This window comes from Oceanihabitans sediminis (genome assembly GCF_003337215.1).
Lineage (GTDB): Bacteria > Bacteroidota > Bacteroidia > Flavobacteriales > Flavobacteriaceae > Oceanihabitans > Oceanihabitans sediminis.
The window spans coordinates 207645-222091 of the sequence record NZ_QPIG01000002.1; the positions used below are offsets into that span (position 1 = coordinate 207645).

The following is a 14447-nucleotide window of genomic DNA, read 5'->3' on the forward strand; positions in this document are numbered from 1 at the left end:
AAATACTTGCAAGATGGACAAAATGTGTCTGTTTGAAAAAATGTTATATTTATTTTTGATATAAATTATTTGCTTGTTGAAGTTCTTGTTTAATATCCTGTCTAACAAACTCAGGCTCTAGGACTTCCACAAATTTTCCGTATTTTAAGATTTGTTGTTTTAATTCAAAATTATAGCTTACAAATAAACTAATGGTATAAAAACCATCTATACTATTATCTAAATCTTCTTTTTGTGTGTGATGCAACTTTAGAGATTCTAAATATCGTTTCTGACTAATATCAAAACGCAAAACTATTTTGGTAGGCTCATAATCGCTAAAGTTTAGACCAACGGTATGGTAGAACTTTTCATTTGCTTGTTCCGTTTTATTTTTAAAAGGTTTGTTGTTTAGTACTTCTAAATTATCTATTCTATCTAAACCATAAACCCTAAATTCATTATCAACCTCCCCTACTACATACCACCTATTCTGATATTCTTTTAGTAAATGCGGTTTTACAGTATGTACCTTAGGAGCTTCTCTTTCTATATGGTAGAAACTGCTATGATGGAAACGAATTTCTTTTTTAAATTTTATAGCGTCTAGAATTATATCGAAGTAGCTAAAGTTTTTAACTAAACTAGTATCATCAAGAGACAGGTATTTATGTGTGTCCTTTTCTAATGTGATAGTTTTATTTAAAATATTGGAAAAAGCAATACGTTTAAATAGATTAGTTAACATGGTAAAGGCTTCTGAATCTTCTATATCTAATTTATAGCCTTTTGTTTTAACGTTGTGAATTTTAAAACCAATGTCAACTAAAAACTTATAATCTCTATTTAGGGAGGAGGATGAAAAACTAAGTCCCTTTTTCTTTAATTCCGATTCAAGTTGTGCGGAAGTTACTAAACCTTCCGCTTTTTCTAGTAACTCTAAAAACACTAAATATCTTCTAATATCTTTACTCATAATTATATTTTTTAATTTCCCACTATTCGGGAAAGTTAGTAAATAACTTTGTTTTGAACAATAAAAACAATGTATTATGGATTTACAGAAATCACAATTGGACCAGTTAAGTCGTTTATTACAAAGTAGTATGACCACTTCAAAAGAAATATCAGATATCTCTGGAGAAGACAAAATAACGGTAACATTACTTACTGTTGGATGTACTTTAGCGGTTGCAGGTTTATAACGTTCTTTAAATAGTTAACATAAAACTTGAAGAAAATAAAACTAAAAAAACCAGAGCTCTCACTCTGGTTTTTTTATAGTTTTTGGAAAGGACTACCTCCTTGACATTATTTCTTTAACCTTTTTTTGAATGCCTTTATCTGCATTAACAAGTGCGTTTTTCGTTAATGTTTCATTAATATTATAATTTAAAACATTACAAGGATTAGCTAGCCAATTTTCCATTCTCATTTTACCTTTGGACTGGTTGATTGTTCGTAAAGTGACTGCAACATTTTCGGGGCAGTTTACCACTTCTGCTATTTCAGCATTGCTTAATTGATCTCGATAGGTCATAAACACCTCTTCAGAGGAGCGTATATGCTCATAATCATATCTATCACCTCCACGTAAGGTTTCTCCGGTATAACAGTCTGTATAGAGTGCTACGCCATCACCACCCCTCACCAAAGCTTCTTGATGCATTTGTGCTTTGACTTTGGTGAAGAGTAACTCTATTTCTGTGCGGTGATATGGGCGGGTTGGATTAATTTTCTTTAATATTTGAATAATTGATGTTAATCATCAAATCCTCTAATCTGTTTAAACAATTCTATATTATAACGTTTTACACGGTTTTTTAAATGTAATGCATGACAAATCGGCTTATACCAAACGAAAGTAAAGATTAGAAATAAAAAACTTTCTGGTATGAAAAAACCTCCAAAAATTAAAACCACAAACAAATAATAATTATACTTATAAAGACGAAGCCTTAAATCCTCAAAACTATGATGGACTTTCTCATAATTTCTATAATTCGTTTTATCTTTCCCTAATAAATAGCCTTTCCATGCAGCTTTCATTGTTAATCCAAAATTTTCTTTATCCATAATTTTATAATATCAAGTCGCCACCATTAAGAAAGTCATCAATTTCTTGTTCTAGACTATCATTGTAGTTTTTGGCATTGGGGTTTATTAATTTTGCAGCTTTACTTAGTCCATCAAGACTATTATCAGACAAGGCTTCATTTACTTCTTTATGATTTGCCTTATTTAATTCAATATTCCTTTTTAAATCTTCAGCATAATTTAAAATTTTCTCTGCTAATTGATCAATATTTAACTGATTATGCTTTTTAAGTGCTTTAGTTTCTTGATTGATATTAAACACTTTTAGCTCTACTCGCAATGTCTCTAAACCTATTTTTGCTAAATCCTTTTTAAATTTATTTGCTTTATCTGAATCCATACCTTTAGGTAAAGGCAATCCTGACAAATATGTTTCTATCTTTGATATTATTTTAGCTTCTGCATTTGGATCTTCGTTTAAATATACATTAAATACATTTTCTAGTTTAGAAGACACGTTATGAAGTTTACCATTTTCAAATTCTGTTTCAAAATCTGTATAAGCAGAAATAACACTTTTTGATAATTCAGCTCTAGTTTGTAAGTCTTTCACAACTATTTTAATCTCTTCACCAACCTTATTAAGTTCTTTATTTGTTATATTCATACCACCGCTTTTTTCTGTAAATCACTTTCTAGTTCTACCTCTAAAACTCCTCTACTAGCATTAATAATTTTTTTAACGACTGTTAAAAGTTTAATCATTTCTTCATCTGTAAAAGGAGATTTTTCATATTCTGATTTAATCACTTCAGAATTTGAACTAATTTTCTGGTTAATTGAATTTAGCTCATTTTCACACTTTAAAATTTCATTATTTATCGATTCGCGACGAGGGGCCTCTTCTTTTTGTAGACCTTGTAAATAGTGATAGTCTTCTACTACTGGCTTACAGTAAGTACTCCATTGTTGAAAAGTTTCATTATATATTTTACCTGACCTTCCGAAGGTCAATATATCTATTAATATGAACGGTTTTTTAGGCTTTAAAGAACTGACCAACTCATATTCTTCTTTTTTAAAATCTAAAATCTCCCCAAGTCGTATTTCTTCTTCTTTAGAATATTCTATATTGCTTTTAAAATCTATAATTTTTTGTTCTAAAAACCTTTTTCTTTCAAATAGCTCGTTATTTTCAGTTTTAGCTCCATTTATAATGGGATTTTGCATAATTCTATCATAAAATGGCTTTAAGTCAGATACTATTGTTTTCGAATTTCCTTCAATAAAGCTTTGGTAATTGGGCAGTAGAGAATCAGTTAGTTTAGAATAAACTTTACCCAATCGAAAAATATCTGCAACAATACGTTCATTATCTTCGGTCATTTTTAACTTAAGAATCTCTACATCTCGTTTAATAGTTGCTACAACCTCTTTCGATTTATTTCTTGTTTCGATACCTCCTAAAATCGCTGCTGTTCCAGCTGCAATTGCTACTTGAACTCCTGCTCCAATAAGGTCTCCTTTATTCAAGTCCCTTTTTCTTGAAGTTGAACTTAATTTTTTCCATACCTCACTAGATTCACTAGCGATGGAGTTCCCAAAATTATTTAAAGCTCTATCTGCAGCATCTAAAAACTCTTGATGTTCTTCATTAATTTTGTTATAACTTAAATTTAATTCTTCCCAAGAATTTTCAAAATCCAACCACTCAATTTGAGTAAAATCAAATAATTCAGGATATTGTTGTTTTGCACGGCTTCCTAATAAGTCAATCAATAACTGAATAACGTCTTCTCTTTCGCTTTTTAGTTCGTTACGTAGAATATGGAAATCATTTGCTAGGTTCAGTATAACGTTTTTTATTTTGTCATATTCCCATATCATCATTTCATATCCAGACAATACATCTTGAGCATATTTTTTAGCATTATCAGCATTACCTATACCTAGAAACACTTTTTTAAATTCTAGGTTTTGGGTTTTAACCAGTGTAGTTTCTATTTTAGACTTAGCGTTTTTACTGTCTATCTCTGTAGAATTTGCTTTCAGTAAATTAACTTTAGTCGTTAAAATACTATTTTCATTTTCAGAAAACTGAGAAACATGATTTGATGGATATAAACGATGAGGATTGTATACGGAATCATTTCCAATATTCGCTTTAATTGTCTTTACTATAGCTTCTTGAACTATCCCTATGCTCATTTCATAACTTAACCTTACTAATTGATTAAATTCAATAGAGTCGGCTAAATTCAGGTTTTCATGTTTTCTGTTTAGTATGCTTACTAATTCTCGCCTTGAAATTCTTAATGGCTCATTAGTTATTGGATGCTTGTTAGCAAAATTTTCTCTTGCGATTTTCCCTATTGATGCAGCTATTTCTTCATTAGAATAATTGTTAGAAAATCTTGTTGTTACTTCAAATTCATTCATAGGTTTTAGATTATTTAGTTGTCAAACAGTTTTATTTAACCAAGAATCATTTAACCCCAGAAACGGTCTTACTGTATTGACAAATATTCATTAATATTATACTTCTCTATAATCTAGATATCCTAAGTTCAAATATCCCTCTGGTTTTAAATCTATACCGTGAACTCTAATAAATGCCTTATGAATTTTATCAACCTCATCAAATGGGTTTGACCACATACTACTTACCTGTACAGATAACCCCGCGTCTACATATTCTCCTTGAACATTCATTGATCGTTTAGTTTTAATTTCAAATGTTGCCATAATTTTCTCTTATTTAGTTTTATTTAGTTTATATATAAAAATATTTTATCGTAATTAAGTTAAACTCGATAATTTCAGTTAAAATATCTGCCTTAATTCTTTTCTATTTATTATTAATCGAATGTCAATAAAAATTAACCACACACCAAATCCTCTTCCGAAATCATTTTCCATTTATGGAAACTTAACTCCGAATCGTTTTCAGAAACGTTACAAGTGGTACTGGTATTTAATTGTGAGGAGAGCGTATCGTTTTTTTGAATACCGCATTTTTCACACTTATAGGTAGCCATAGGTTTAATTAATTTTTGGGACTTTTACTTTATAAAGTTCAAATCTACACATCAAAGAGACAAAATGTGTCCGTTTAAAAATCTGTTAAAATATTTATTATAACAATAATGCAAATATAAAAGGTAGTATTCCCAAATAGCGGGAATTTAAATTTGAAGAAATAAAATGGGCTTATAGTAGTATACTATTATCTAAGGGAAAGATTTACATTAATTATAATAAGCTAGCATACTTTCTATATGTTCTTTTACATAATCTTTAATATGGAGAGGGCTCACAACCTTGACCCAAAGATTATATTTCAAAACCTCCATTAAAAACTCATAATTAGGTTCTACAAAAATCTTTATCTCTCCCCATATATCGGGGTTGTCATAGTCTAAAGACTCTGTGTCTAATTGTTTAGGCTGAACAACAACCTGCTGAGAATGGTGCATTGGATTACTCTCCAAATACTTGAAGTGGTGGTTTGCAACTTGAATATGAATCCACTCTGGTTTTATGTTCGCTTTTAATATCCCTATTACATTTTTAAAATGTGTTTTAGGATGGAAAGCAATTGGCTTTTTAGCTTTATGCTTACTAACAGTCAAGGATTTAATACGTTTATCTAAACAAAACTCATAAATTCCGTACTTGGTATTATGAGCTATTAAATACCATGCTTTATTTACTTCCTTAATGTGTAATGGTTGAAAAAAACCTTCAATGGTTTCAAAACCATTATCATCATACCATCCACTATAAGATATTTCTACCAAAATCTGTTGTTCTATGGCTTGAATTAAGGGTACTAAATCTACGTTCGGACTTAAAGAACTTCTAGCAGTAGTAACATGTTCTTTCCAGGAATGTGCATGATGCTGTAATAAGTACAGTTCTGTTTTTTCATACACCTCTTTTAAAGCATCACTTAATTCGTATTCCTCTAGATGATAGCCATAATTACGCTTATGTAAAATAACCGTTTTATAGTACGATTTTATCTTGTTTAAATCTCGCTTAATCGTTTTTTGAGAAAACTGATTTAACTTTTCATAAAGCGGATCATCAATATTATCTGCTCGTAATTGATCTAAAGCTCTTTGTAAATCTTCTAAAGGAACATATCCGTTTTTTTCTATTCCATAAACTTTTGGATTAGAAACAATTCGTAATATATAGTAACGACGAAGAAACTCTGGAGTCATAGTATGCTTGAAAAAAAACGAAAGTAATAATAATCTTTCAAACATCTAAAAGGATTCTGTTTTTATATATTTGAAAATTAAACAATATTCATGGCATCGGTTTTCAGTAAAAAAGATTTTATTGCAACAAATTGGTTTACACTTGAAAAAATCATTCAGCTGATTGTTGGTGCATTTATAATTCCTAAAATTTTTAGCTCACTTGGCACTGTAGATATAGGGAAACTGAAATTCGTAGAGTCGGTACTAGGAATGCTTACTCCCCTATTCTTTCTTGGATTATCTGCTATTTGCATCAGAGAAATTGTATTTAAACCCAAACAAAGTCAAAAAATATTAGCAACTGCTTTTTATCTTCGCTTAATAAGTTGGCTAGTCATTTTCACTGGGGTTGTTATCTATTTTAATATCGTTAAAGAAAGCCCATTAACAAGCCTATACCTTATAATTGCTTTCAGCTATTTGTTTAAATTAACAGATGTTTTTGAATATTATTTACTTGCGAAAAAATGGACGAAAATCATTTTTATTAGTAAAATCACCAGTCTAAGTATTATTGTTTCTCTACAGTATTACGGCGTCATAAAACAACTAGATGTTTACTATTTTGCGAAGTTGATAATTTTAGATTTTCTGCTGCAAGGATTGATTTATATTTTCATTTTAAAATATAAAAAGAAATTCACTTTTAAAGAATGGAAGTTCTCCTGGCCTCTTGGAAAATCTTTACTCAAAATGTCTTTTCCGTTATTGTTATCTAATGGAATAATTATGTTTTACATCACTATTGATGAGCTTTTTTTAAAATATTATATAGGCGACCACGCAAATGGCATATTCGCCACGGTACAGTTTCTTGTTATAGGTCTAAGTTGGAATATAGGATTTTCTATTATTAATGCATTATATCCTTCTTTGGCAGAATCTTATATAGATGACGAAAAATCCTACTTTCATAAAATGAAAAAACTCACTATAATTATGTGTGGAGTTGGACTTTTCATTGGCTTGTTTTATACTTTTTTCGGAAATAGCATTCTAGATGCTTTTTTTACCGAAAGCTATTCTGATGCAAAGACACCTTTATTGATTTTCTGCTGGGCTCCACTAATTATCTTTCTAGGAATGATTTACGAAAAACACCTTATCAATTCTAACGATATTCAAAAAAACGTATACAGATTCGTATCAGGTTGTGTTTCTAATATTCTTCTATGCTATTTATTAATTCCTGTTTTACAGGTTACCGGAGCTGCAATTGCCGTATTAGCAAGCCATTTTATCACCAATATTGTTTATATATTTTTAGATAATAAAAGTAGAAAAGAACTATTATCCTTTTTTTAATTATTTTTGAATTATGAAGTTACTCTCACTAGCCATAGCTCCTGTATTTTTAATCATTTTATACATTTACTACAAGGACAAATACGACAAAGAACCTAAACGCCTATTACTATTTAGTTTTTTACTTGGCGCCATAATTAGCGTTATTGTAACAACTATCCTATATATTATAACAGATTACACCTTCCCTATTCCCATTGCTGGAAACACTAGCGTTCTTCAAATATTTATAAAAGCTTTTTTAATAGTTGGTTTTATTGAAGAATTCAGCAAATACATAATCGTAAGATACTATGCGCAAACCAAAAAAGAGTTTAATGAGCGTTTTGACGGAATTGTATATGCCGTAATGGTTTCTATGGGTTTTGCTGCAACCGAAAACATCATGTATGTGCTTGAAGGCGGTTATGAAGTAGCACTTTTAAGAGCTTTTACTGCCATTCCCGCTCATGCAAGTTTTGGTGTACTAATGGGATATTTCATGGGGAAAGCCAAGTTTTCAAACAACAGAGTAGCTCTTAATTTACTAGGCCTTTTCCTAGCGATTGTATTTCATGGGGCTTACGACTTTTTCCTATTCTTAGAGTTTATTCCTGGTATTTGGGTTGGTGCATTTATTTCCCTATTTATTGGCTTATACCTTTCTAATAAGGCTATAAAAAAACATTCCAACAACTCTAGATTCAAAGTCTCTTAGATTTTAAAACTTATAATAATTATATTTACGCTTTAATACATAAATAATGACGAATAACTATAAAGTAAGTGTCAATAATGCAGAAGCATTAGAGATCTCTTCCGAAGAAGTTTCAAAGCTAGATGCTATCAAAATCGCAGCATCTAAGTTTCATATACTTCAAGACAATATTTCCTATAAAGCTGAAATAACAGAAGCTAATTTCAACAACAAAACATATCAAGTAAAAGTAAACAACAACACCTATAATGTTGCTATTTTTAATGAATTAGATTCCCTTATTAAAGAAATGGGATTTGAGATTGGAACTGCTAAAAAGGTAAACGAAATTAAAGCTCCTATGCCTGGCTTAATCCTAGAGATTAATGTAAAAGTTGGGCAAGAAGTAAAAGAAGACGATGCGCTTTTAATTTTAGAAGCAATGAAAATGGAAAACGTTTTAAGCTCTCCTAGAGATGGGATTATAAAATCTATTTCTGTTTCTAAAAACGACACGGTAGATAAAGGCGAATTATTAATTGAATTTGAATAAGATTTCCGTTTTCACGGAATGAAATGATAAATAAACACCTGCCTAGCGGGAATGATTATGAAAAAAATATTAGTAGCAAACCGAGGAGAAATTGCAATTCGAGTAATGAAAACTGCAAAGAAAATGGGTATTAAAACCGTTGCTGTTTTCTCTACTGCAGACCGAAATGCTCCTCATGTAAAATATGCAGACGAAGCTGTTTTAATTGGTGAAGCACCTTCCAACCAATCCTATTTATTAGGAGACAAAATTATTGAAGTAGCAAAAAGCTTAAACGTAGATGCTATTCATCCAGGTTACGGATTCCTTTCAGAAAATGCAGATTTCGCAGAAGCTTGCGAAAAAAACAACATTACTTTTATTGGACCAAAATCTAAAGCCATTAAAATCATGGGGTCTAAGCTTGCAGCAAAAGAAGCTGTTAAAGCCTACGATATTCCTATGGTTCCTGGAACAGACGAAGCTATTACAGATATAGCTGCAGCACAAAAAATAGCCAAAGAAATTGGTTTCCCTATTCTTATAAAAGCTTCTGCCGGTGGTGGTGGAAAAGGAATGCGTGTAGTAGAAAAAGAAGCCGATTTCACCTCACAAATGGACCGTGCAATAAGTGAGGCTGTAAATGCTTTTGGTGACGGATCGGTTTTTATCGAAAAATACGTTGCCTCTCCTAGACATATAGAAATTCAAGTAATGGCAGACGCGCATGGAAATGTGATTCATTTATTTGAACGTGAATGTAGCATACAGCGTCGTCATCAAAAAGTAGTTGAAGAAGCTCCTTCGGCAGTATTAACGCCAGAACTGCGTAACAAAATGGGAGAAGCTGCAATCAAAGTAGCAAAATCTTGTGATTACCTTGGCGCAGGAACAGTTGAGTTTCTATTAGACGATGATAAAAATTTCTACTTCCTTGAAATGAATACGCGTTTACAAGTAGAGCACCCTGTTACCGAATTAATAACCAACACCGATTTAGTTGAATTGCAAATTCGTGTAGCAAGAGGGGAAGAACTTTCATTAAAACAAGAGGATCTTAAAATTGAAGGACATGCAGTAGAACTACGTGTTTATGCTGAAGACCCTTTAAACGACTTCTTACCTAGCGTTGGAAACCTAGAGGTTTATAAACTGCCAGTTGGTGAAAACATTAGAGTAGATAATGGTTTTGAAGAAGGCATGGATATTCCAATTTATTATGATCCAATGCTTGCAAAATTAATCACCTACGGGAAAACAAGAGCCGAAGCTATTCAATTGATGCAACAAGCAATAAGAGAGTATCAAGTTGAAGGAATTCAAACCACACTTCCTTTTGGAGATTTTGTCTGTGAACACGAAGCTTTTCGTTCAGGGAATTTCGACACCCATTTTGTTAAAAAATACTATTCCCCAGAAGCATTAAAAAGCAAACAAGAGGAAGAAGCTAAAATAGCAGCTCTAATTGCCGTAAAGCAATACTTAGAAGATCAGAAATTATTAAGAGTTCCTACCAATTAATTAGAATTACTTAATAAGTAGCAATTTCAATTTAACAATAGCCATACAAGAAAAAATATATGGAATCCAAAATAAAAAATCTTAACGAAAAACTTGCTAAAGCCTATTTAGGTGGTGGTCAAGCACGAATAGACAAACAACACGAAAAGAAAAAACTAACCGCAAGAGAGCGTGTTATGTATTTACTTGATGAAGGTTCGTTTGAAGAAATTGGCGCTTTAGTTACACATAGAACAAAAGAATTTGGCATGGAAAGTCAGAAGTTTTATGGTGATGGAGTCGTTACAGGATATGGTACAGTAAACGGAAGATTAACTTATGTTTTTGCGCAAGACTTCACCGTTTTTGGTGGTTCTTTATCAGAAACACATGCAGAAAAAATCTGTAAGGTTATGGATTTAGCGCTTAAAGTTGGAGCGCCAATCGTAGGCCTAAATGATTCTGGTGGAGCAAGAATTCAAGAAGGAGTTCGTTCTCTAGGTGGTTATGCCGATATTTTCTATAAAAACGTACAATCCTCAGGGGTTATTCCACAGATATCTGCAATTATGGGACCTTGTGCTGGAGGAGCAGTTTACTCTCCTGCAATGACCGATTTTACCATGATGGTAGAAGATACTAGTTATATGTTTGTAACTGGTCCTAACGTAGTTAAAACGGTTACAAATGAGGAAGTAACTAGCGAAGAACTTGGTGGGGCTAGTACGCACTCTACAAAATCTGGAGTAGCACATATCACCTCTTCTAACGATGTTGAATGTTTAGAAGATATTAAAAGACTTCTAAGTTACTTACCACAAAATAATACAGAGACTCCAGAATTACTTCCTTACGAACTAGAAGATGAAGTAAGAGATAGTCTTTCAAACATTGTTCCTGATAATGCCAATAAACCTTATGATATGCATTCGGTAATTGCAGGAATTATTGATGCGGATTCTTTTTACGAAATTCATAAGGATTATGCTGAAAATATTATTGTTGGTTTCGCTCGTTTAGGCGGAAGAAGTGTCGGTATTGTAGCCAACCAACCAATGTTTTTAGCTGGAGTTTTAGATGTAAACAGCTCTAAAAAAGCGGCTAGATTTGTTCGTTTTTGTGATGCTTTTAATATTCCACTACTTACTCTTGAAGATGTTCCAGGTTTCTTACCAGGAACAGACCAAGAATGGAACGGAATTATCGTTCATGGTGCGAAATTACTTTACGCATTTAGTGAAGCTACGGTGCCAAGAATTACGGTAATTACACGTAAAGCTTATGGTGGAGCTTATGATGTAATGAACTCAAAGCATATTGGTTCGGATATGAACTTTGCTTGGCCAAGTGCAGAAATTGCAGTTATGGGAGCTAAAGGTGCTGCGGAAATTATCTTTAAGAAAGAAATTAATGCTGCAGAAGATAAAGAAGCTAAATGGAAAGAAAAGGAAGCAGAATATGCCAATTTATTTGCTAATCCGTATAGTGCTGCTGAAAGAGGGTTTATTGATGAAGTTATCTTACCAAAAGATACCAGACGTAAGCTAATAAAAGCTTTTGCTATGCTTGAAAATAAAGAAGTGGAAAGACCAAAGCGTAAGCATGGTAATATTCCTCTTTAATTTTTTAAAATTAAATACTATTAAAAAAGCCAAAACGATATGTTTTGGCTTTTTTATTGTAGTTGGTTAAAACAGATTATTTAAGTACTTCTGTATAAAATTCTGTTTTAAGTGCTCTAAAATTCTTCACTGTTTCAGCATATATTTTTCTATAATCTTCATGCTTATTGATATAGAATAAATCACATTCAAAATCTTCACATTCCTTATAGTTTACCATCGTTCCTTTATATTTAATAAAATCATTTAGAACGTTTTTGTTTTTAGCTGTCATTTCTGCAAACTTTTCTCCAAAAGTTTCATTTTTAACAACTTTAGATGCTATTTGAGCTAATTTATCACTTTCATCAATACTAAATTCTATATCAGAAATCCATAAAGCTAACTCTTCAGCACTTCTTTTTTGAATTATTTCTTCATCTGTATCATGATCAAAAAAATTATTTGAATCCATAATTAAAATATTTTTAGTTTACTTGTTGTGTTTGTTTTACTTCTTTTATTTCTAAAGCTTTTGTTCCACCAGGGAAATCCCAATCAATTACATCTCCTTTTGCATAACCAATTATAGCTAAGCCCATTGGCGAAAGTACGGAAACTTTTTTATTTGCAAAATCATTTTCTGTTGGAGACACTAAGGTAAAAGAATTTTCCCATCCGTCACTAGTTCCTACAATCACTTCGGTATTGAACCTAATAACGTCTGTTGGTAACTCTGCTTCATCTAATATAATAGCACTTTCTAATTCATTTTTCAATCTTGTAATAGATTGTTTTCTAGAGGAAGCTTTTTCACTATCGGATAAAGCAAGCAGTTGTTTTAAAATAACATACTCCTTTTTCTCTAATACTATACTACCATATCTCATTTGAAATAAATTTTATAATTATCATGGGAATATCCCTCTTTGTATGTATGCTTTTTCTATTCGCTCAATTGCTATAAAATAAGCTGCAGATCGAAAATCAATTTTCTTGTCTTCAGATTTTGCTAAAACTCTTTTAAAAGCGTCTTTTATCTTTTTATCAATTTTAGCTAATACTTCTTCTAACTCCCAAATTTCTCCGTTTCTGTTTTGTAGCCATTCAAAATAACTACCAATTACTCCACCTGAATTACATAAAATATCTGGAATAATTGTAACTCCCTTTTCTAGTAATATTTTTTCAGCCTCAACTGTTGTTGGTCCGTTAGCACCTTCAGCAATTAATGAAGCTTTGATTTTATGTGCATTGTTTTTTGTTATTTGACTACCTAAAGCAGCTGGAATACAAATGTCGCAATCTAAAGTGAAGAAATCTTCTTTTTTAACAGAAGAAGATCCAGGGAAGTCTAAAATACTTCCATTATTGTTTAAGGTGTATTTAAATAAATCTTCAACTGAAAGTCCTTCGGTGTTTTGTATAGCACCAAAAGCATCTTGTACTGCTACCATTTTAGCTCCTTCTTTTTCTAAGAAGTGCGCAGCCCAATAACCTACATTTCCAAAACCTTGAACAATAAACTTTTTATCTTTTAGAGGAATGTTTTTGTTTTCTGCCCAATATTTTATGGTTAAAAATACTCCAAACCCTGTTGCTCTATCTCTACCTTCTAAACCTCCAGACCCAACTGGCTTACCAGTTACAACATGTTGGTTTTTAGAACGCTCTGATGGTGCTTTTGTAGACATATAAGTATCTGCAATCCACGCCATAGTTTGTGCGTTGGTATTCACATCTGGAGCAGGAATATCATGTTCTGGCCCAATATTTTCACCTAAAGCATAAGCAAAACGTCTTGTAATTCTTTCTAATTCTGTATTAGAATATTTAGAAGGATCAATTTGGATTCCTCCTTTAGCTCCACCGTAAGGCAAACCAGCTAAGGAAGTTTTCCAGGTCATCCACATTGCCAAAGCTTTAACAGAATCTATATCAATAGTAGGGTGATAACGCAAACCTCCTTTATAAGGTCCTAAAGCGTTGTTATGTTGTACCCTGTAACCTTTAAAGATCTCTACGTCTCCATTATCCATACGAACTGGAAAATGAATAATTAATTCATTATTAGTGACTGCTAGTATTTTTTTAATGTTCGGATTTAAGCCAACCATATTTGCTGCTACTTCAAATTGTTCCATAACATTTGATAGCATGCCTTGTTTTTGCTTTGGTTGCTCTTTCTTTTTTAAATCTTTTGTTAATGTCATTTTCTTTTGTTTAGAGAATTTCTTTTGCAGTTTGGTACCCTAAGATACCTTTTTCTGTGTTTATATCATAATCTATATTACTATTAGATACTTTTTGATATTCACTACACGACCATATAAAGTTTTTGTTTTCAGTTAAACTACAATCGGTAATAAACGTACAACTATTGCAAATGCTGCTTTCTAAAGCACTATTCATATTTATTATTTTAAATATCCTGAATATATAGCAACAGTTATGCCATCTAATAGTAAAAAAACTAAACCCAAAACAACATTATGTTATTCAACTAGTTATAACAATCAATTAAAGATTCAAAATTTATAAAACCG

18 protein-coding genes are annotated in these 14447 nt (G+C 31.6%); 6 read left to right on the forward strand and 12 right to left on the reverse strand.

From position 1 onward, the window contains the following. Positions 1 to 49 precede the first annotated feature (49 nt). The gene (locus DU428_RS06715) at positions 50 to 955 is read right to left on the reverse strand and encodes a helix-turn-helix transcriptional regulator (RefSeq protein ID WP_113966087.1); all 906 of its coding nucleotides are present in this window, start codon (positions 953 to 955) and stop codon (positions 50 to 52) included. Positions 956 to 1031: 76 nt separating this feature from the next. On the opposite strand from DU428_RS06715, the gene DU428_RS13385 reads away from it, so the two are divergent. After that, positions 1032 to 1184, forward strand: a complete 153-nt coding sequence (locus tag DU428_RS13385; RefSeq protein WP_165839148.1) for a hypothetical protein — start codon at positions 1032 to 1034, stop codon at positions 1182 to 1184. 92 nt (positions 1185 to 1276) lie between these two features. On the opposite strand, the gene DU428_RS06720 is transcribed toward DU428_RS13385, so the two are convergent. The 7 genes from DU428_RS06720 to DU428_RS06745 all read right to left on the reverse strand — a co-directional run bounded on the left by DU428_RS06720 (position 1277) and on the right by DU428_RS06745 (position 6290). After that, positions 1277 to 1648, reverse strand: coding sequence for a hypothetical protein (locus tag DU428_RS06720; protein ID WP_207802363.1), 372 nt, complete (start codon positions 1646 to 1648; stop codon positions 1277 to 1279). Between the two features lie 92 nt (positions 1649 to 1740). After that, the gene (locus DU428_RS06725) at positions 1741 to 2055 is read right to left on the reverse strand and encodes a hypothetical protein (protein ID WP_113966085.1); all 315 of its coding nucleotides are present in this window, start codon (positions 2053 to 2055) and stop codon (positions 1741 to 1743) included. Between the two features lie 4 nt (positions 2056 to 2059). Next, complete coding sequence (locus DU428_RS06730) at positions 2060 to 2683, reverse strand: hypothetical protein (protein WP_113966084.1); 624 nt, start codon at positions 2681 to 2683, stop codon at positions 2060 to 2062. Beyond that, the gene (locus DU428_RS06735; protein ID WP_113966083.1) at positions 2680 to 4455 is read right to left on the reverse strand and encodes a hypothetical protein; all 1776 of its coding nucleotides are present in this window, start codon (positions 4453 to 4455) and stop codon (positions 2680 to 2682) included. The genes DU428_RS06730 and DU428_RS06735 overlap by 4 nt, the downstream gene beginning before the upstream one ends. Before the next feature lie 96 nt (positions 4456 to 4551). Continuing rightward, complete coding sequence (locus DU428_RS06740; protein WP_113966082.1) at positions 4552 to 4761, reverse strand: DUF6140 family protein; 210 nt, start codon at positions 4759 to 4761, stop codon at positions 4552 to 4554. 134 nt (positions 4762 to 4895) lie between these two features. Then, positions 4896 to 5054, reverse strand: a complete 159-nt coding sequence (locus tag DU428_RS13390; RefSeq protein WP_165839149.1) for a hypothetical protein — start codon at positions 5052 to 5054, stop codon at positions 4896 to 4898. A 210-nt stretch (positions 5055 to 5264) separates the two neighbouring features. Continuing rightward, positions 5265 to 6290, reverse strand: coding sequence for a helix-turn-helix transcriptional regulator (locus DU428_RS06745; protein ID WP_113966081.1), 1026 nt, complete (start codon positions 6288 to 6290; stop codon positions 5265 to 5267). Between the two features lie 45 nt (positions 6291 to 6335). Between DU428_RS06745 and DU428_RS06750 the strand changes: the two genes are divergently transcribed. The 5 genes from DU428_RS06750 to DU428_RS06770 are packed head-to-tail and all read left to right on the forward strand — an operon-like array spanning position 6336 to position 11922. Further along, positions 6336 to 7592 carry a flippase gene (locus DU428_RS06750; protein ID WP_113966080.1) on the forward strand — a complete coding sequence of 419 codons (1257 nt, stop codon included), beginning with the start codon at positions 6336 to 6338 and terminating at the stop codon, positions 7590 to 7592. A gap of 13 nt (positions 7593 to 7605) precedes the next feature. Continuing rightward, complete coding sequence (locus tag DU428_RS06755) at positions 7606 to 8289, forward strand: PrsW family intramembrane metalloprotease (RefSeq protein WP_113966079.1); 684 nt, start codon at positions 7606 to 7608, stop codon at positions 8287 to 8289. Between the two features lie 46 nt (positions 8290 to 8335). Next, positions 8336 to 8821: an acetyl-CoA carboxylase biotin carboxyl carrier protein subunit gene (locus DU428_RS06760; RefSeq protein WP_113966078.1), complete on the forward strand. Its 486-nt coding sequence runs from the start codon at positions 8336 to 8338 to the stop codon at positions 8819 to 8821. A gap of 57 nt (positions 8822 to 8878) precedes the next feature. Then, positions 8879 to 10321: an acetyl-CoA carboxylase biotin carboxylase subunit gene (gene accC, locus DU428_RS06765; RefSeq protein WP_113966185.1), complete on the forward strand. Its 1443-nt coding sequence runs from the start codon at positions 8879 to 8881 to the stop codon at positions 10319 to 10321. Between the two features lie 59 nt (positions 10322 to 10380). Next, the gene (locus DU428_RS06770) at positions 10381 to 11922 is read left to right on the forward strand and encodes an acyl-CoA carboxylase subunit beta (RefSeq protein WP_113966077.1); all 1542 of its coding nucleotides are present in this window, start codon (positions 10381 to 10383) and stop codon (positions 11920 to 11922) included. Positions 11923 to 11998: 76 nt separating this feature from the next. Here the strand turns inward: DU428_RS06770 and DU428_RS06775 are convergent, their stop codons facing one another. From DU428_RS06775 to DU428_RS06790, 4 genes are read right to left on the reverse strand one after another with little or no spacing between them, the layout of a single operon-like run. Then, positions 11999 to 12376, reverse strand: a complete 378-nt coding sequence (locus DU428_RS06775) for a hypothetical protein (protein ID WP_072349278.1) — start codon at positions 12374 to 12376, stop codon at positions 11999 to 12001. A 13-nt stretch (positions 12377 to 12389) separates the two neighbouring features. Beyond that, positions 12390 to 12791 carry a GreA/GreB family elongation factor gene (locus DU428_RS06780; RefSeq protein WP_072349280.1) on the reverse strand — a complete coding sequence of 134 codons (402 nt, stop codon included), beginning with the start codon at positions 12789 to 12791 and terminating at the stop codon, positions 12390 to 12392. Positions 12792 to 12812: 21 nt separating this feature from the next. Continuing rightward, entirely contained in the window at positions 12813 to 14114 is a 1302-nt protein-coding gene (locus DU428_RS06785; RefSeq protein WP_113966076.1) for a Glu/Leu/Phe/Val family dehydrogenase, read from the reverse strand. Between the two features lie 10 nt (positions 14115 to 14124). Then, complete coding sequence (locus DU428_RS06790; RefSeq protein WP_113966075.1) at positions 14125 to 14313, reverse strand: hypothetical protein; 189 nt, start codon at positions 14311 to 14313, stop codon at positions 14125 to 14127. Positions 14314 to 14447 lie beyond the last annotated feature (134 nt).